Source organism: Brucella sp., assembly GCF_032066345.1.
GTDB classification, from domain to species: Bacteria; Pseudomonadota; Alphaproteobacteria; order Rhizobiales; family Rhizobiaceae; genus Brucella; species Brucella pseudogrignonensis.
In genome coordinates, this window is sequence record NZ_DAMBKZ010000010.1 from 18,614 (window position 1) to 36,392 (window position 17,779).

Sequence of the window (17,779 nt, forward strand, 5' to 3'; positions counted from 1 at the left end):
GAGACGAGCGATAAGCATGTTTTCGCTGAGAAGCTGACGATTGTGGCTACCCCCAATTGTCTCGAAACGTTTAACCCTTAGTGTTTCTGTTTTCGCATTCTCATGCCGCGCGGACAAAACATGCAAGATGCCGGTTGGTGTTTCGCTCGACAAGCGATGGCGGGGCTTCACGACATTCTGCGACAGCGAGAGGACATCTTGTCGAGAAGCCGCAGCCCTTCGGCGGGTTGGCCGGACTTGGCAGATCACCGCGCAATACAATACGCTTACGCTGCCGTTGGGCGATGGGGTCAGGCAATGGAATGGCTGATATCAGTGCTTCAGTATAGGGATGTTCTGGACGATCAAAAACATCGGAGGTTTTGCCGGTTTCAACAATGCGCCCCAGATACATGACAGCTACGCGATCCGCGAAATGCCTTACAACTGAAAGATCGTGACTGATGAACAGATAGGACAGTCCAAATTGGCGCTGAAGATCGAGAAGCAGATTGAGTATTTGCGAGCGGATCGAAACATCAAGTGCTGAAACAGGCTCATCCAAAATCATTAGCTTTGGGTTGAGCGCAAGCGCTCTGGCAATCACAATGCGCTGCCTTTGTCCGCCCGAAAAAGCGCCGGGTTTTCTCATTGCATGTTCCGGATGCAGCCCGACCAGCTTGAGCAGCTCAGCGACACGAGCGCGTTGCTCCGCCGCTGTCCCGATATTATGGATTGCAAGCGGCTCGGCAATGCTTTCGCCTATTGTGAGCTTTGGGTTCAGTGCCGATGCCGGATCCTGAAAGACGATCTGAATGTCGCGTGAAAGTCCGCGGATTGTTTCTGACAAGCCATGAGCGACCGGCTTTCCATCAAAACTGATATTGCCCGACGTCGCTTTCGTCATGCCGAGGATTGCAGTGCCGAGCGTGGACTTGCCACAGCCTGATTCACCAACGAGTGCAACGCTTTCTCCGCGCGCGATGTCGAGACTGACCCCATCGACAGCTTTGACGAAATTGACGGTGCGCCCTAGCAAGCCACCACGAATAGGATAATGAACTTTAAGATTGTCGACCGAAAGCAGTGTTTCGCTCATAGCAGCGCTCCCACTTGTTGCGAACGCCAGCAGGCAGCAGCACCAACATCAATTCGTGATAAAAGCTTTGGAGCGACCTCATGACATTGATCTTCTGCAATGGGGCAACGGGGTGCAAAGCGGCAGCCTTCAGGCCATGACCCGATATTGGGTACGATACCTTCAATCGTTGGCAAATGCGTTTTAGGTTCACCATCGAGACGCGGAATGGTCGAAAGCAAAAGCTTCGTATAAGGATGCTCTTGTCGTGCGAAGATCGCTTCGACCGGAGCTTGTTCGATGATGCGCCCCGCATACATCACTGCCACACGGTCTGCCATGTCCGCAACAACGCCCATATCGTGGGTGATGAGCAGTATCGCCGTTCGGGTCTCATCGCGGAGTTTTTTCATAAGGTCAAGGATCTGCGCCTGAATGGTAACGTCAAGCGCTGTCGTCGGCTCGTCGGCGATTAGAAGACGGGGGCGGCAGATCAAAGCCATAGCAATCATGGCACGCTGGCACATGCCGCCGGACAGCTCGAACGGATATTGTTCGAAACGAATTTCCGGCTCCGGAATGCCCACTTCTTCGAGCATGGCAATGGCAGCATGGCGGGCTGCTTTGCCGCTCAAGTTGCGATGCACGACGAGGCTTTCCTCTATCTGCCTGCCAATTTTCATCAGCGGGTTAAGTGAAGCAACGGGTTCCTGAAAAATCATCGCAAGATCATTGCCACGCAGGCCTCGCCGCGCTTTATCGGATATGCTGACCAGATCGCTTTCGCCGAACCGAATGCTGCCGGATGCAATTTTAGCGACTTTGGGGAGCAAGCCCATCACGGAAAACGCAGTCAGGGATTTTCCGCAGCCGGACTCGCCTACAACGGACAGGATCTCTCCTTCGTTGACTTGAAAACTGACGCCATCCACGACCGGCTGATCTGCAATGTGAACGACAAGTTCATCAACTTTGAGCACAGGTTTTGTCATTCCGCCTCCGTACCCACGGCTGCCCAAGGACTGTAGGGATGCGCCATGCCAATATTGTGGCCGTCTTCACGCATGACAACAGAAGGGATAGAGAAGTTCACCGGATAGAGTGTGTCTTCGATGATCTCGACAGGAAATTCCTCGCTCAGCCGCGTGGCAACATCCGCCTGTGCGCGCTCACCGACGCGAAGCTTTACGCCGCTGGCATCTATCCGTGGCGCGTGCAGCGCTGCCTCCGGCGAAATGCCGAATACATCGATATATGACAATATCTGTGCCACAGCGGGCATAATCTGCCGCCCACCTGCAGCGCCGAGCGCCAAATGAGGTATGCCATCTTTACTGGCAATAATGGGGCACATATTGGCAAGGGGCTTCACGCCAGCTGCAATTGAGTTTGGCTGGCCGGGACGAGGGTCGAACCACATCATGCCATTGTTCATGAGAAGATCGAGCGACGGCGCGACGACCTTTGAACCAAAGCGCGATAATAACGTGTTGGTGAGTGAAACCATGGTGCCATCACGATCAACAACACTGATATGGGTAGTGCAGCTTTCTCCAGTGCTCCCGTGGCCAAGCGTTCTAAGCCGTTCTTCGGATGCGCGGCGGATGGCTCGCGCGAAGGCGAGCGCGGTTTTGCCCGAGAGTGCATTTTCCTGTGGCAATGTCCTGCCGAGTTCTTCAAGAACGCGTGCCAGTGTCGGTCCGCCGGAAAGCCCAGGCATGGCGTGGACGGAGGAGCCGCGATAATCAATCGTCAGCGGCTTCTTCCACTCCGGCTGAAAGTCGCGCAGATCGTCGCTTTCAATGCGACTGCCACCAGCACGTAAATCGGTAATGAGAGTTTGGGCGATTTGACCTTCGTAGAAATCGCGTGCGCCTGCTTGTGCCAGCCGTTCCAGCATTGCAGCTTTTTTCGGCATAGGAATACTGCGCGGCGAGCCTGTTTCCGGCACACGAGGCGCACGGCCATTATCGAGAAAGAGCGCACTTGATGCAGAAAAGCGGTTTAAGCCTTCGCTATCGATAGCCAGACAAAGCGTGGTGAACCAGTCGATTTGCAATCCCCGTCGGGCATGGTCGATTGCTGGCTGCAGCGCATCGGCGAAGCTGATGGAACCAAAGCGTTCCAGTGCAGATGCCAGGCCCGCGATGGCGCCCGGCACACATATGGAGCTGTAGCCTATAAGGTTCCGGTCTTCGACAACTTTGGGCCAGTTAAACCAATCGCCGTCACTGCCGGCTGCTACCGGATAATCGTTGGGGTCAAGACGGCTCGCGGACACCACGTTGAAATCAAGCGCGTCCACACTTCCGTCTTTGCCATCCGCACGCAGTAAAAAGCCGCCTCCACCAACACCGGAAAGCCATGGTTCAACGACACTCAAGGTAAGTGCTGTGGTTACTGCGGCATCCATGGCATTGCCGCCACGGCGTAAAACGGCGGCACCTGCTTCGGCGGCGAGCCAGTTCTGGCAGGCGACCATGCCGCCTTCGCTGCGGATTTGCTTTTTCTGGATTTCCCAGTTCTCAGCCATGCGTCTGTCCAAATCTGCGGTTTCCGATAGCGTCGGGTATTTTCGCCCCCACAGCAAAGCGCCCTGCATTGGCGGACGAAGCATGGTGCGCTGCTATCTCTTTCGCCGTGGCAACCCACGCGTCTGACTGGCCGGTGATCTTATCCAGCAGTTCTTCCAGAAGAGCGATGCGTTGCGCCCGACCCGAAATCCAGTCATGCACGGTCAGCGTAAACAATCCGCCAAAGCGGTGCAGTGTGCGCCATTCGGAAATCCAGTCTTGCAATATTGCCTGTCCGGATTGAAACGGCCACTTGTCGCGTCCGCCACCTTCAAACTTGAAGAAAATGGCGTCATCGGTTGCCCACTGCACCGGGATTTCCGTAACATCGTCAATCTCATAGGGATGGTCAAAGCCGGAGAGCGAGGAGTCATAAGCCAATCCCACACGCTTGATTTCACGCAGCATATGCGGCGTAATTTCCCATGCGGGCGAACGAAAGCCGACCGGGTTCTTGCCGGTTTGTTTGACGAATAGTTCTATGCTTGCTTCCAGCGCGCCGGTGAATTCCGCATCTGATGCGTCGGCAACGATTTCATGAAAATAGCCATGCAGACCAACCTCGTGCCCGGCTTCAACGAGGGCTGGCAGGATTTCCGGATTGGTTTCTGCGGTCAGCCCAGGAACGTAGAAGCTCGCTTTGACGTTATAACGAGCAAAAAGGTCAATCAGTCGATAAAGCCCTGTGCGTGGTCCGAAGTTACGGATTTCCAGCGTCGCAAGCCGATCAGGAAGGCCGTCGCGGTGCGCCCACATGAACGGCACCTGCGCATCCACATCAACTGACAGAAGCGTTGCAGATTGCTTTCCGGCTGGCCATTGATAGCTGGGCCAAGGTGATTTGATGTTTAGCCCTTCGGTCATAGCGCCTTCTTCTTTTGCTGGAAAACGGCAAGTGAGCCGATGGAGTTTCCGCCATCGACCGTCAATGTAGCGCCGGTGACATAGGCGGCGGCCGACGATGTGACATAAAGAACAGCGGACGCCACATCAGGAGCGGACGATGCGCGTCCAAGCGGGATCGATGCTGTGACGGTCTTCACATGCTCATCGGATAAGGAGCTGACATCACTCCCGGCTGCAAAGCCCGGTTCCACCGCATTGACGCGGATGCCGTATTCAGCAAGCTCAAGAGCGAAACCTTTTGTGAGGCGGTCGAGAGCGGTTTTAGAGGTGCAATAAGGAACGGCTGTGGTCCGCATCTTGCGTGCAGCGCCTGATGAGATGTTAACGATGGAACCGGTGGTTTGTGTAGTAACCATCTGTTTTGCGAAAAGCTGTGACAGCAGAAATGGCGCGCGCAGATTGACGCCCATGATGCGGTCCCAGTCTTCCACCGAAATATCGAGCAGGAAGCCTGACGGATATATGCCTGCGTTGTTGACGAGAATGTCCGGTGCGCCCCAGCGTGCCGCAACCGTGTCTGCAAAGCTGGTGATCGAGGCCGCATCGGTGAGGTCTGAGACAATACCGAAATGGCCTTCGCCGGGAAGTTCCGCGACGCGTGAATCAAGTTTTGACTGATCCTGATCGGTAAGGCAGAGGATTGCGCCTTCCTTTGCAAAAGCTTTGGCAATCCATCCGCCAATTATGCCACCAGCGCCGGTTACTATAATTTTTTTGCCTTTGAATTCATTCTCAAAATTCACGGATAAAACTCCTATCTGCCGCGTGGATCGAGCCGGTCGCGGACATGATCGCCGATAAGGTTGATGGAAAGGACGAGCAGGAACAGAGCGAGGCCTGGAAACGTCGCTATCCACCACGCAGAGGCGACATAGTTGCGCCCCGTTGAAAGCATCGCGCCCCAGCTTGCGGTTGGTGGCTGTACGCCTAATCCAAGAAAGGATAGCCCGGCTTCAAACAGCACCATCAGCCCGAACTCGAGTGTAGCAACGACAATAAGCGCGCCTGCGATATTGGGCAGAATGTGCCGCCACAAGAGACGAAACCAGCCTGCACCCATGAAACGAGACAGGCGGACATAAGGCATGTTTGCAATTGAAAGCGTCTGCCCATAGGCAACACGCGCATAACGCGGCCAGCGTGTGAGCGCGAGTACGATAACGACATTTGCAAGGCTTGGCCCCAGAATGGCGACGGTGATGATTGCCAGAAGAATGGCGGGAACTGACAGAACCATGTCCACCAGCCGCATAATGATGGTTTCAGTCCAGCCACGATAAAATGCAGCCAGCATACCCAGAATACTTCCCAGAATGCCCGAAAGCACGACTGAGGAAACAGCAACCAGTAGCGAAATACGCGCGCCATAAATCAGGCGGCTTAAAACATCGCGGCCCAGTTCGTCGGAGCCAAGATAATAAACGATGCCACGGCTTTCAAAGCCCGGCGCCTTGAGGCGAGCCAGGAGGTTCTGCTTGTTTGGATCCATGGGAGCAAACACGGGCGCAAAAATTGCGATCAGGAGCAAGAGAACCAAGATCGCGAGAAAAGGGGAAACCGTGAGCGGTAGCTTTTTCGACCATTTGGCAAATGTACCGGATGATGAAGTGAGGGACGTCATGCCTGACCTCCCATCCGAATGCGCGGGTCCATGATACTGTAAAGCACATCGGCAACAAGATTGAGTGCAATTGCGGTGACCGCGCCCAGCAGAACAACCCCTTGAACAAGCATGAAATCCCGCGCGGCGATTGCCTGTACGGTCAATTGTCCGAGACCCGGCCAGGCGAAAACAGTTTCGACAATCACAGCTCCGGCCAGAAGATTGGCAATTTCGAGTGCTGCGACAGTCACGACTGGAATGGAAGCGTTGCGCAACAAATGACGAATAACGATGCGCGTTATTGGAACGCCCTTGGCATGAGCGGTGCGCACATAATCTTTTTCCAGTTCATCGAGAACTGCTGTACGCGCTACGCGAGCAAATGTTGCCATTGACAAAAGCCCAAGCGCGATGGACGGCATAATCAGGCTTGGCCAGTCACGGGCACCTGAAGGCGGCAACCATCCAAGCCAGACCGCGAAGACCATGATCATCAGGATCGCGCTCCAGAATGTCGGCATGGATTGCCCGGCCAAGACAAAGCCCATAATGGCTTTTGATTCAGCCCGTCCCCGACGTACAGCCATGATAACGCCAAGCGGAATACCGAGGCCGATTGCCACGAGAAGAGCGCCTCCGGCAAGCATCAATGTGTAGGGCAGGCGGCTTGCTATAAGTGTCCAGACCGACACATTTTGCACGTAGGAACGACCAAGATCGAAGGTCAGCAGACCGCGCAAATATTCGAGGTATTGAATGGCGAGCGGGCGGTCAAAGCCAAGTGCCGAGCGCATAGCTTCAATATCGGCCTGTGTCGCATTCTGTGGAACAAGCAGCAGAACGGGATCGCCTGCCAGACGTTGTAGAAAGAAAATGAGCGTCATGACGCCGAGAATGGCGATCAAAGCCTGCACAATGCGGGTCACAAAAAAGGCTGGCACGCGTCTATAGTTCCCTTGTTATTTTTATTTAGAGCCGGCGCATGACTGCGCCGGCCATTGGCTTTTTAGTCCTGCCAGCTCATGCGGTTCAGGAAGAGGCTTTCATTTGCGGTTGGTTTCCACTGAAGCTGCTTTGCCGCGCCATAAATAATCGCAGCCTGATAAAGCGGCACGAGTGGAACTTCCTGGGCAACAAACGTGCTGACGGTCTTGTAGTTTTCAAGGCGGGTCTTTTCGTCCAGCGTGCCGCGTGCGGCTTCCAGCGCCTTGTTGATGTCAGGATTGTTTGTCGACGACCATGAACTTGAAGAATGCAGCAACGGGAAAAGCACGCCGTCTGCATCCTGACAGGCGCAGGACCAGCGGCCAAAAGCGATAGCGGGCTGGCTTTTAGGTTCACTCTGCGCGCTTTTCAGATAGGTCGCCATATCGGTCATTTCGATGTTAACGGTAAGCCCCGTTTCGCCGACCATCTGTGCCACTGCCTGCACAATGCGCTGGTCGAAAGTGGGGGCTGTGGCGAAGCTTACTGCCTTGCCGGTCGCACCTGCATCCTTGATGAGTTGTTTTGCTTTATCAAGATCATAGGCATAGCCTTCAATGCCTTCGACATAGCCGAAATGCGATGGCGTCACCATCTGGGCAACAGGTTGATCGACACCACCCAGAAGACCTTCAGTAATTGCTTCCTTATCGATTGCGCGCGCTACGGCCTCGCGGACGCGTTTATCATCGAAAGGCGGAAGATTTGGATTAAGCTTCACATAGCCGACGCGTTCGGTCAAAACAGAGAGCGGTTTGGCGTTTGCGGAGCCTTCGATCTGTGCTGCGAGATCGGCATCAAGACCAACTGCCAAATCGGTAGTGCCGGATTGCAGATTGGCAATTCGGGTTGCCGCATCGGGGACCGCGCGGAATTCGGCGGTTTTGAATGCGCCCTTGTCACCCCAGTAATCGTCGTTGCGTTCCAGTGCAACGGATACGCCACGTTGCCAATTTACAAATTTATATGGACCGGAGCCAACAGGGGCGGCATTGAAAGCATCGTCGCCTTTGGCTTCCACGATTTTTTCCGGAACTATGGAAAGTTTCACGAGCTGGGCGAGGAGCGCCGGATAAGCACCGTCGGTTTTGACGGTTACCTCATGCTCCCCCGTTGCTTCTGCCGATACGATCTTGTTGAACTGACCGAGCTGCGGGCTGGCAAAAGCCGGGTTGATGATACGATTGATGCTGAAGGCAACATCCTTCGCTGTCAGCGGTGAGCCATCGTGAAACTTCACATCATCGCGCAGCTTGAAGACAATTTCCGTATCGGAATTGTATTTCCATTCGGTAGCAATCTGCGGAGCGATTTCACCCGCATCGCTGCGCGTCACCAGATTGTCGAAAATGTTGCGATAAACGTAGTAGCTGTCCGGATTCCATTGCTTGTGTGGATCAAGCGATGACGGTTCGTTCACAAGGTCAACAACTAGCTGATCCTTGGCAAAAGCCGTGGTCATTGCAAGCGGTGAACAGGCCAGAATGAGGCCTGCAATGGCGGAACGGATCGAACGGCTGACTACTTTCATATTTATAATGCCCCTGGTTTGTCCAAATGCGGTTCTGGACGAGATTGCTTCTCGGTTTTGTTTTTGCCCGCGTTGCGGCGGGCAGGTTTTGCGCCGACCATTGCTTCTGATTCAAGAAAGCGGTCGAGGAGATATGTTTCGAGTGCCGTGTTGGCAGCGCCAAACAGATCCAGAGCTTCACTCTTTCGCCCTTCGATAATCGCACTGATTAATAGTGATCGATTGGCGGGGATTAGTTTCACTCGGCCTGTCTTTTCAAAGAAATTGACCAGTCGTACCGCACGATCCCAAAGATCGGTCAGCCAGCCGGAAACGATCGGCATGTTGAGACGGGTAGCAAGAAGCTCCAATATTTCACGTTCGTAGCGGCGGATTGTCGGAAGAATGTCGCCGCCAAGTTCATTGCGTTGCGTTAGCGCAAGATGCATTTCACCGAGCGCATTCAGCCGCTGGATGGAGGTCTCATCCAACACAGCCGCGAAAAGGAGTGGCTCCAAGTGCCGTCTTGCTGCGCTCAGTTCACGGATTTCACCTGCAGAAATTGGTGTGACGACCCAACCGCTGCGCGCTGAAGACGATACCAATCCACTTGCTTTAAGACGTGCGAGCGCTGCGCGAAGTGCTCCGCGTCCAAGCGCAAATTCGGTTGCAAGTGCAGATTCCGACAGCCGTTCACCCGGTGCCAGAACACAGTTCACAATCGCACTTCGCAGCGCCTTTTCCGCCAAATCTCCCTTGCCTTCAAGCGATATGGGAGACGTATAGGCATCATTATCCAACATTTATAACTGACCTCTCAGTTTTATATTTTGAAATCTCTTTTATCTATTTAAAAGGGCATATTTTCTGTTCCTGATCGCTTAAGTGAAGAAATTATCTCCATATCGCGCTCCGAAAGAAACAGTGTCATGTTGCCTTCACTATTGCTATAAATCAACCATTTCTCTTTGAGGTGTAAAAATGAAATGACATTTTTCTATTGCGCGCAGATTTAGAAAATACGCCGGTTGCGGCAATTTCTATAAGGTGACAGTATCAATTATTAATATTGCAAATAATAAAACTGAGATGTCAAAATGACTCTTTGATTTGCAATTTGTTTTCCGCAGTCATGATAATCGGGGAAACCTTAGGGGAGATAATTTGATGCGCTTTAGAAACGCACTCTTCGCCGCGCTGCTTGCCGCGACAGCTCTGGCGGCTTTGCCGCAAAATGCTGGTGCCAAAGATTTGTTGGCGGTGGATTTCATAGCAGAGCCAAGCTCGCTTGACCCGCATGTGCAGTGGAACACCGATAGCTTTAATGTTTATCGCAATATCTTCGATAACCTTCTCACCCGTGATGACAAGGGGGAAATCGCCCCGCAAATCGCAACGGAGTGGAAATATTTATCCGATGCCGAAATAGAGTTTAAAATCCGCGATGATGTAAAATTTCATGACGGAAAGCCGCTAACTGCTGAGGACGTTGCCTTCAGCATCAAGCGCATTATTGATCCGGCCTTCGCAAGTCCGCAGATTGGTCAGTTCAACCAGATCAATGACGCTGTAGCTAAAGATGGTACGACCGTCGTCGTCACCACAAAGGGTCCTTATCCTGTACTGCTTGCACAATTGACCAAGCTTTCCATCGTGCCAAAGCATGTGGTTGAGAAAGTCAGCAAGGATGAGTTTAACATTAAGCCCGTGGGCTCCGGTCCTTATAAGCTTGCAAACTGGAATCGCGGTGTCGAGGTACTGCTTGCGCGCAATGATGATTATTGGGGCAAGAAGGGTGAATTTCCTAAAGTTGCATTTCGTGCCGTGCCGGATGGTTCAACCCGTATCGCAAACTTGCAGGCCGGAACGACCGATCTTGTCAGTAATCTCGATAATGATCTAGCGGCACAGCTCGAAGCCTCTGGCCAGGGGAACGTTCTGCCAGTTCGCGGTGAACGCATTGCCTTTTTCTCGCTCAACATCAATAAAGCGCCGCTTAATGATCCGCGTATTCGCCTGGCTATCGCTCATGCGATTGATAAACAGGGCATCGTTGAAGGTATTCTCGGTGGCTATGACGCACCACTTGATGAGTTGACCTCTCCGGTTTCATTCGGCTTTGTCGAAGGCATCAAAGCACCGGACTACAATCCTGAAAAGGCCAAAGAGCTTGTGGCTGAAGTGGGTGATGCGGCAAAAACTGAGATCACACTACTCACGACACCAACATACGATCAGCGTGTGGTGCAGGCAATTCAGCAGATGCTGAACGAGGTCGGTCTGAATGTAAAAATCGTTACCACCGATATGGGCAACTGGATGCAACAGATGCAATCAGGCGCCGATACAATTCCATCGGCCGCGTTTGGTCGCTGGAGCTGTGGTTGTCAGGATGCGCTTTATCCGCTCTTGCACTCGTCCAGCAGCTGGTCGACCATCAAAGATGACCGTTTGGACAAGGCACTTGATGAAGCAAGAAACGTCATCAATCCTGAGCGACGCCTTGAACTCTATAAGTCTGTGCATGAGATCGTGGCTGCAGAAAACTATATTATTCCGCTCTATCAGGCATCGGTGATTTATGGTGCAGCCAAGAGTGTGGAGTTTACCCCGCTACCAAATGAGAACCTCTTCCTCAACCGCGTTGGCTGGTCGGAGAAATAAGTCAGATTAAGAATCCAGAAAGCCGGGCACATATGTAGTCCGGCTTTTACCGTTTCCAAGTTTCACCTCAGGAACACAATGCAGTGATTACAATTCTCGAAAATGCCAATGTCGTCGACGTTGAAAACGGTAGTATTCTCGCCGACCAGAACATCGTTCTGGAAAACGGTTTTATTCGCGAACTCAACGAAGCCAATCCTTCGCATTCAGATGCCAACCGGATCGATCTCGAAGGCTCTTACGTTATTCCGGGTCTCATTGATGCCCATGTTCATGTTACAGCCTACACTGCCAATCTGGGTGAACTGCCTCGTCAGTCTCCAATGTATGTGGCTGCGCGTGCAGCGAAGGTGCTTGATGGAATGCTTTCGCGTGGTTTTACGACTGTACGGGATGTCGGGGGGGCAGAATTTGGTCTTGCACAATCTGTTGAAGAAGGACTGATTTCAGGGCCAAGGCTTCTTTATGGTGGTAAGGCGCTTTCCGCGAGTGGTGGTCATGGCGACCATCGATCCATGGGTGTAGATCGGTCCGATGAAACCTATGCTCAAGTGAGCCTTGGTCGACGTTGCGATGGAGTTGATGACGTTCGCCGAGCCGCGCGAGATGAAATTAGACGCGGCGCCCACCATATCAAGATCATGGCAAATGGAGGCATATCTTCGCCAACTGACCGCATCACATCAGATCAGTTTTCAGAAGAAGAGATTGCGGCCATTGTCGATGAGGCCAACATGGCCAATCTCTACGTGGTGTCGCATACCTATACCGCTCGTTCGGTTGCGCGTGCTGTGCGCAATGGCGTCCGCTCAATTGAGCATGGCAATCTTTTGGACGAAGAGACGGTCGCACTTATGAAAGGGGCTGGAAGTTATCTGACACCGACACTTTCTTGCTTTCGTGCGCTTGCCGAAGTGGGTGCGGAGAGTGGCTTTCCAAAAGACCGAATGGACAAGATCAAGCTGGTGCTCGATTCCGGGCTTCATGCAGTCGAACTTGCTTACCGCGCGGGCGTGCCCATGGCTTATGGTACAGATCTCATCGGCCCGATGCATTCTCGACAGCTGCACGAGTTTGAATTGCGTGCTGACGTAGTCCCGCCGCTCGATCTGTTGCGGGCTGCAACAAGCACTGCAGCAGAACTCGTGCGCCTCGAACATGAAATCGGACACGTTAAGGAAAATTACCGCGCCGACCTCAATATTCTCTCAGCCAATCCGCTTGATAAGGGGGTTCTGGAGAGTTTTGCCGATCATCTGCAGCTCGTCATCCAAGGTGGCGCAGTCGTCAAAAGCTACCTTTCATAGCTTTCGAAATGCTATCTCGCATTCTTCTGTAACCTGACTATCCCATTCGTTTTTATCGAGTGGGGCGAGTGGAAGAATGCGGGTCGCCCGTTTGGTGAAAGGAAACTTGGTGGCATCTGTCGAAGCAAAGCCGCCACTATCGACCACAAATACACCTTGCTCAGCCAGTGGAGTAAAGGACGTGCGGAAATGGTTGCTCGATTTGACGTGAATAATCGTCTTGCTTTCGAGATTGATACCCATACTACGGAAAGCCTGAGTATCATATGCCTGAATGCGTTCTGTAACGATTACGATATGGCCGTCATCGCGAATACGTAAGACTGCTCCTAAACCGCCTTCCAGCAGTTCACCATGCAGATTTGCGCCTTCATTGCGGTAGCGAACCTCGGTAACGCGCTCCACAAATGCATCCACGATAAATGGTTCGCCGTTCTGCAAACGCCCCATGGAAACCCTGCCGCGATTGCCTTCGCCAATCAGCTGAGCATCCAGAACCGCCTTGCCATCAACCATGAAACCTGCAGCAAAGGGTAGATCCTGCGCTGCTAGACTGGCGAAAATATCGGCGACATTAGCTACCCCACCCGAACCAGGGTTATCGCCTGCGTCGCCAATGACGACGCGGCCTTTGACTGCACGCGCATAGATCTCTGCTGCTGCTTCTTCAAATGAAGGTGCCTGGCGAGTGATTGCTTCTCGCTGTTGCCATATGACTTCGGCCATGTCGCGATAGGCCTTTTTCATAGCTTCTTCGTTGTTGCCTGTGACGAGAACCGAGCTTCCAACATCATCGGAATCCACATAAGGGAAACCTCCCATCACGACGACATCGGCCAGCCCGTCTCGAAGCTCGATTTCGTTAGAAAGCGCAACGAGGCTTTTGAAAGGATCCGCGTCGCTGGTTTGAGCGCTCATGGGGGCCGCTACTGGTAAACGGAAGCGTCGCGTGCGCCAGGCGGTGGGATCAAGTGTCAACTGCATCATTTTTTTTCCGCGCGCATGTGTGTCGGCGTGCGGATAGAGCTTGCCGCCGATAACGACGTCCACAACCTGTGGCAACATTGGCTCGACATTGGCATGAAAATCGAGCGGAACCGCTATGCGGACATCAGGCCCGACGATTTTACGTACTTTGCGTGCAAGATCAGTTTCAGGTGTGGCTAGACCTTCAACGACCAAAGCCCCATGCAGCAACAGTGCTACAACATCGATCGGACCATTGGCGGCAATATGTTCCAGCGAACGAATGATTTCAGCCACGATCCGGTGGTAACTTTCTGCTTCAAGCGTTCCGCCGGGCAGGCACCCTGTACATACGCCATAAGCAATCTCGTAACCGGCTTCATCAAGCGCTTCAGTTACTCCGCCGAGCCAATTGCTGGTCGAGCCGAATTCACGCCTTACATCTTCGCCCTGAAAATATTGCGCTGATAGGAAGCCGTCATAGTTTGCTTTGACAGGTGTGAATGCATTGGCTTCGTGAAAGAGCTGTATAACGGCAGCACGGGGCATCGGCTTTCCTTTAGTTACGATCAGACTTCACGACTGTCCTGCCATCGCAGATAGGGCAGAATGAAGCGCGCTGTTCGGCTAACAATTGGGTGAAATGCAACTTGTGAGACTGGTGTCGGGCGTAGGGCAAGTTGATTGTCAGCGACACCACATACAGCATCAGCGATTACATCCGCCATGGCACAAGCAAGTGCCAGTCCGCGACCGTTACAGCCAATCCAGCTGTAAAGACCGTCTTCGCGTCTGTGTAGATGCGGTAAACGATCAACCGTCATAGCGATACGTCCACCCCAGAAGGTTTTCACTGTGTTGCGCGGCAGGCAAGGGAAAAGTTCGCGCAAACGACGGTCGACCATCTTGGGCAGCCGATATGCTGCACCGGCCTGAATGGCAAGCGCGCCGCCAGAGACCAGTCGTCCCTCACGATCCTTACGGAAGTAACGGAGGTCAAAGCGGGTGTCCGACGATGCTTCATTGCCCGGCAGGATTGTTCGAACCAAGTCACCTAGAGGCTCAGTAGCTACTTGGTAAGAGGTAACGGGGACAATGGAACGCTGAAGCTCTGGCCAGAGATTACCAGTGTGTGCTGCGGTTGCGAGCACAACTTTTTCAGCGTGAATTTCGCCGTTTGGGGTCTTGATCTGCCAGCCTGTATGCGTTCGCTTCAGATTAAGTGCTGGGCTTTGCTCGTATATTGTAACACCTTCTGAAACTGCACCACGCGCAAGCCCAACTGTAAATGCATATGGGTTGATGTGACCGCCGCCAAGATGCTCCCACCCCCCATCATAGGCTTTGGTGCCTAGCCGTTCAGCCATCTCATCAGGAGAAATAACTCCAGTTGGTGCGCCTGCTTCTGCCCATTGTGCTGCGAGCGCTGAAACGCGTTTGAAACGACCAGGACTGTGCGCTGGTTGCAGCCATCCAGCACGGCTTAAATCGCAATCAATGCTGTAACGATCGGCTAAGGCATAAAGTTTGTCGGCCGCACCTTTGACAAGCTTGATAAATTTTTCGGCTTGTTCTCCCGGCCAAATATTCCGCAACGCGTTTGGACCGTGGCGTGTTAGCGCTGAGATAACCTGTCCATTGGCGCGACCTGATGCTCCATGACCAACTTTGGCAGCTTCAAGCACCGTGACCTTTCGACCGCGCCTCGCAAGCTCGATAGCTGCGGCCAGACCAGCAATTCCGCCGCCGATGATAGCGATCTCGGTGTGAGCCGCCCCTTCAAGTGGATTGCTCTCAAATGTCTCGCGCGAAAGTGACATCCATAGTGGTGACGGCTTATCTGATGGCCAGGATTTCATGCGCGTACCATCGCTATTTCCAATCCACAACTCGCGCGCAAATCAAAAAGAGCATCACTGTTTCCCGTAAGGGTCAGGCGATCCTGCCCTGTTGAGACAATTGTGTCCGAAGAGTTGGTACTCGATAGCGCACCAAGTTCGGATGCGTTTGGTGTGGAAACCGATAGCAGACGTCGCGCTCCATTTGGGTGTTTCAAAGCGTCGGATATCCAAAGCAGCTCGGGGGTGTGGTGCTGACAGAGCAAGCATTGATAGGAGGGCGTGACACTATCTTTGAAGCGACTTATCGAAAACCGTAACTCTCCTATATCCGTTTGCCGCGAAAAGTGCCGAACTGTTTCCATTCCGATCAAATTCTGTTCATAGGTTTGAGCGTCGTTCTCAATGTCGTTGCTCCGTAGAGCAACGCCGCCCAAACCTGATCCCTTATCGAGAAGCCTGCGCCACCTGGCATTGGCTTCTGTTGGCTCCACTATTGCGAGGATTTCAATATAGGAACCATCCAGCATAACACAGCGATTTGCGGTGCCCATGACAGCACTATGCTTTGCGATTGGCGTTACGGAGAACCCGATATTCTCGAAAGCTTTTCCAGTTTGAGCGAGATCACTTGCCAGAATGATAACGTGGTCGATGGGGAGATTAAAGCTCATGCTGCCACCGTCATTTTGCGAATGCCATAAATGCGGTCGACAATGACTAGTGTGATGATTGCCATAAGCAGTTGCAACGTACTTAATGCCGCGATTGTCGGGTCGAATTGATGTTCGAGATAGCTCAGCATAACGACAGGTAAAGTGTTGGTTTTGGCGCTGGCGAAGAAATAGCTGACCGGCAGATTGTCGAAAGATGTGAGGAAGGAAAATAGCGATCCAGCCATAACACCTGGACGGATTAGTGGCAGCGTGACGTGCCAGAAAACCTGTAAGGGATTGGCACCGAGGATTGCTGCAGCTTCTTCATAGCGACGCGGCAAGTTGCCATAAACACCCGCAACCGTTCGCACAACGTAAGGCAGACAGACCACTGTGTGGGTAATGAGCAGCGCGGTGAAAGAAATGCCGAGCCCAAGCCAACTCATGAAGAAAAGTGATGCGAAACCGATCACGATCATGGGCATAGACAAGGGCGATAGCAGAAAGGTCATGATTGCGTTCGCCCATCCAGCACGAGAACGCGCAAGATACAGGCAAGCTGGAATCCCGATGAGACTGGAGAGAATGGTTGCACCCAGACCGATCTTTAGGCTCACGATCATCGCATCGACAAAAGGCTTATAAGCGAAAATATTCGCAAACCATTTTAGGGACCAACCGGGGATTGGAAAAGCGACATAACCGGCTGAGGTGAAGGAGACCACGACGACCACCAGAATTGGTGCCAGCATAAAAATGAAGAAGACCACAACGAAAATGGTTAGCGCTAAACCGGCCCAGTCTTTGTCAAATGGCTTCATCATTTCACGCTCCCCGCTGTCGCACGAGGCGAAGTTGCAGGAAGAGACACGCGACTGCGATTATCAGAAGGATTGTGCTCATCGCACTTGCCATGCCGAAATCGCGCGTGGTGTTGAATTGCTGATAGATCATCAATGGTAAGGTCTGCAAACCACCACCCAGCATTACGAGTGTCACGAAGCTACCATTAGCGATCATGAATACCAGAATTGCTCCGGTACCGATGCCGTCGAGTGAAAGTGGTAGTGTCACTTCCCAGAATGTTCGGAGGCGGCTTGCGCCCAGAATTTTTGCAGATTCTTCAAGGCGACGATCAATCCCTTGCAGAACCGTGCTGATAGACAGCACCATGAATGGAACCAAAACATGCACTAGCGCAGCGATGGTAATTTCAGGTGAATTGGTAAAACGCAAAGGCACTGAAAGAATACCAAGCTGATCGACCAGCAGATTGTTGATGAGGCCGCGGCGCGCAAACAGAACCTGCCAACCGAAGGTACGCATAATAATGGATGTCAGGAGTGGTGCGATTAGCAAAAAAACGATGAGGCTTGCCCACCGGCCAGCCTTGCGCACCAGAAAATAAGCGACAGGATATCCAATCACCACGCATATCAGTGTCACGCCACCGGAAAGCAGAAGCGTTTCACCAATGATGCGCAGGTAGAACGGGTCGCTGAGCAGCGTGATATAGCGAGTGACCGTCAGACCACCTTCAGCATCGACAAAACTGCGGATGCTGTTGTCAAAAAGTGGAAGTACGAAAAATGCCAGCAGAAAGGCCAAAGCGGGCAGTGCAAGTAGCCAACCCGGCAGGGCCAGCCCCTTTGCTGCAATTGTGTCTGATGTTTCCGTCTGGCTCATATTTCCACTCCAAGAAGTGCGAAAGCACT

The 17,779-nt window shown here is 52.8% G+C and carries 16 protein-coding genes; 2 read left to right on the top strand and 14 right to left on the bottom strand.

Annotated elements, in window-relative coordinates:
• Positions 1–100: 100 nt before the first annotated feature.
• From RT142_RS13765 to RT142_RS13805, 9 genes are all read right to left on the bottom strand, one after another.
• Complete coding sequence (locus RT142_RS13765; protein WP_105519920.1) at positions 101–1,078, bottom strand: ABC transporter ATP-binding protein; 978 nt, start codon at positions 1,076–1,078, stop codon at positions 101–103.
• On the bottom strand, positions 1,075–2,049 hold the full coding sequence (locus RT142_RS13770) for an ABC transporter ATP-binding protein (RefSeq protein ID WP_313029308.1): 975 nt from the start codon (positions 2,047–2,049) through the stop codon (positions 1,075–1,077). The genes RT142_RS13765 and RT142_RS13770 overlap by 4 nt, the downstream gene beginning before the upstream one ends.
• Positions 2,046–3,590, bottom strand: a complete 1,545-nt coding sequence (locus tag RT142_RS13775) for a gamma-glutamyltransferase family protein (protein WP_313029310.1) — start codon at positions 3,588–3,590, stop codon at positions 2,046–2,048. Before RT142_RS13775 ends, RT142_RS13770 begins: the two co-directional genes overlap by 4 nt.
• Entirely contained in the window at positions 3,583–4,494 is a 912-nt protein-coding gene (locus RT142_RS13780; protein ID WP_231195614.1) for a polysaccharide deacetylase, read from the bottom strand. The genes RT142_RS13775 and RT142_RS13780 overlap by 8 nt, the downstream gene beginning before the upstream one ends.
• Complete coding sequence (locus tag RT142_RS13785) at positions 4,491–5,279, bottom strand: SDR family NAD(P)-dependent oxidoreductase (protein WP_113485774.1); 789 nt, start codon at positions 5,277–5,279, stop codon at positions 4,491–4,493. Before RT142_RS13785 ends, RT142_RS13780 begins: the two co-directional genes overlap by 4 nt.
• An 11-nt stretch (positions 5,280–5,290) precedes the next feature.
• A complete protein-coding gene (locus RT142_RS13790) occupies positions 5,291–6,157 on the bottom strand; it encodes an ABC transporter permease (RefSeq protein WP_231195612.1) in 867 nt (288 codons plus the stop codon).
• Positions 6,154–7,080: an ABC transporter permease gene (locus RT142_RS13795; protein ID WP_313029315.1), complete on the bottom strand. Its 927-nt coding sequence runs from the start codon at positions 7,078–7,080 to the stop codon at positions 6,154–6,156. The genes RT142_RS13790 and RT142_RS13795 overlap by 4 nt, the downstream gene beginning before the upstream one ends.
• 65 nt (positions 7,081–7,145) lie before the next feature.
• Positions 7,146–8,654 (bottom strand): ABC transporter substrate-binding protein, encoded by a 1,509-nt coding sequence (locus RT142_RS13800; RefSeq protein ID WP_313029317.1) that lies wholly within the window; start codon positions 8,652–8,654, stop codon positions 7,146–7,148.
• A gap of 2 nt (positions 8,655–8,656) precedes the next feature.
• Positions 8,657–9,436 carry a GntR family transcriptional regulator gene (locus RT142_RS13805; RefSeq protein ID WP_064322090.1) on the bottom strand — a complete coding sequence of 260 codons (780 nt, stop codon included), beginning with the start codon at positions 9,434–9,436 and terminating at the stop codon, positions 8,657–8,659.
• A gap of 364 nt (positions 9,437–9,800) precedes the next feature.
• Here RT142_RS13805 and RT142_RS13810 point away from each other — a divergent pair, with 364 nt between their 5' ends.
• On the top strand, positions 9,801–11,297 hold the full coding sequence (locus RT142_RS13810) for an ABC transporter substrate-binding protein (RefSeq protein WP_313029321.1): 1,497 nt from the start codon (positions 9,801–9,803) through the stop codon (positions 11,295–11,297).
• 83 nt (positions 11,298–11,380) lie between these two features.
• On the top strand, positions 11,381–12,604 hold the full coding sequence (locus RT142_RS13815; RefSeq protein ID WP_313029325.1) for an amidohydrolase family protein: 1,224 nt from the start codon (positions 11,381–11,383) through the stop codon (positions 12,602–12,604).
• Here the strand turns inward: RT142_RS13815 and RT142_RS13820 are convergent.
• The 5 genes from RT142_RS13820 to RT142_RS13840 are packed head-to-tail and all read right to left on the bottom strand — an operon-like array spanning position 12,599 to position 17,750.
• Positions 12,599–14,119, bottom strand: coding sequence for a M81 family metallopeptidase (locus RT142_RS13820; RefSeq protein ID WP_313029328.1), 1,521 nt, complete (start codon positions 14,117–14,119; stop codon positions 12,599–12,601). The two genes, RT142_RS13815 and RT142_RS13820, sit on opposite strands and share 6 nt — an antisense overlap.
• Before the next feature lie 20 nt (positions 14,120–14,139).
• Positions 14,140–15,429 (bottom strand): FAD-dependent oxidoreductase, encoded by a 1,290-nt coding sequence (locus tag RT142_RS13825; protein ID WP_313029331.1) that lies wholly within the window; start codon positions 15,427–15,429, stop codon positions 14,140–14,142.
• Positions 15,426–16,082, bottom strand: coding sequence for a VOC family protein (locus RT142_RS13830; protein WP_313029333.1), 657 nt, complete (start codon positions 16,080–16,082; stop codon positions 15,426–15,428). Before RT142_RS13830 ends, RT142_RS13825 begins: the two co-directional genes overlap by 4 nt.
• On the bottom strand, positions 16,079–16,888 hold the full coding sequence (locus tag RT142_RS13835) for an ABC transporter permease (RefSeq protein ID WP_313029336.1): 810 nt from the start codon (positions 16,886–16,888) through the stop codon (positions 16,079–16,081). The genes RT142_RS13830 and RT142_RS13835 overlap by 4 nt, the downstream gene beginning before the upstream one ends.
• A 1-nt stretch (position 16,889) precedes the next feature.
• A complete protein-coding gene (locus tag RT142_RS13840) occupies positions 16,890–17,750 on the bottom strand; it encodes an ABC transporter permease (RefSeq protein ID WP_113159035.1) in 861 nt (286 codons plus the stop codon).
• Positions 17,751–17,779 lie beyond the last annotated feature (29 nt).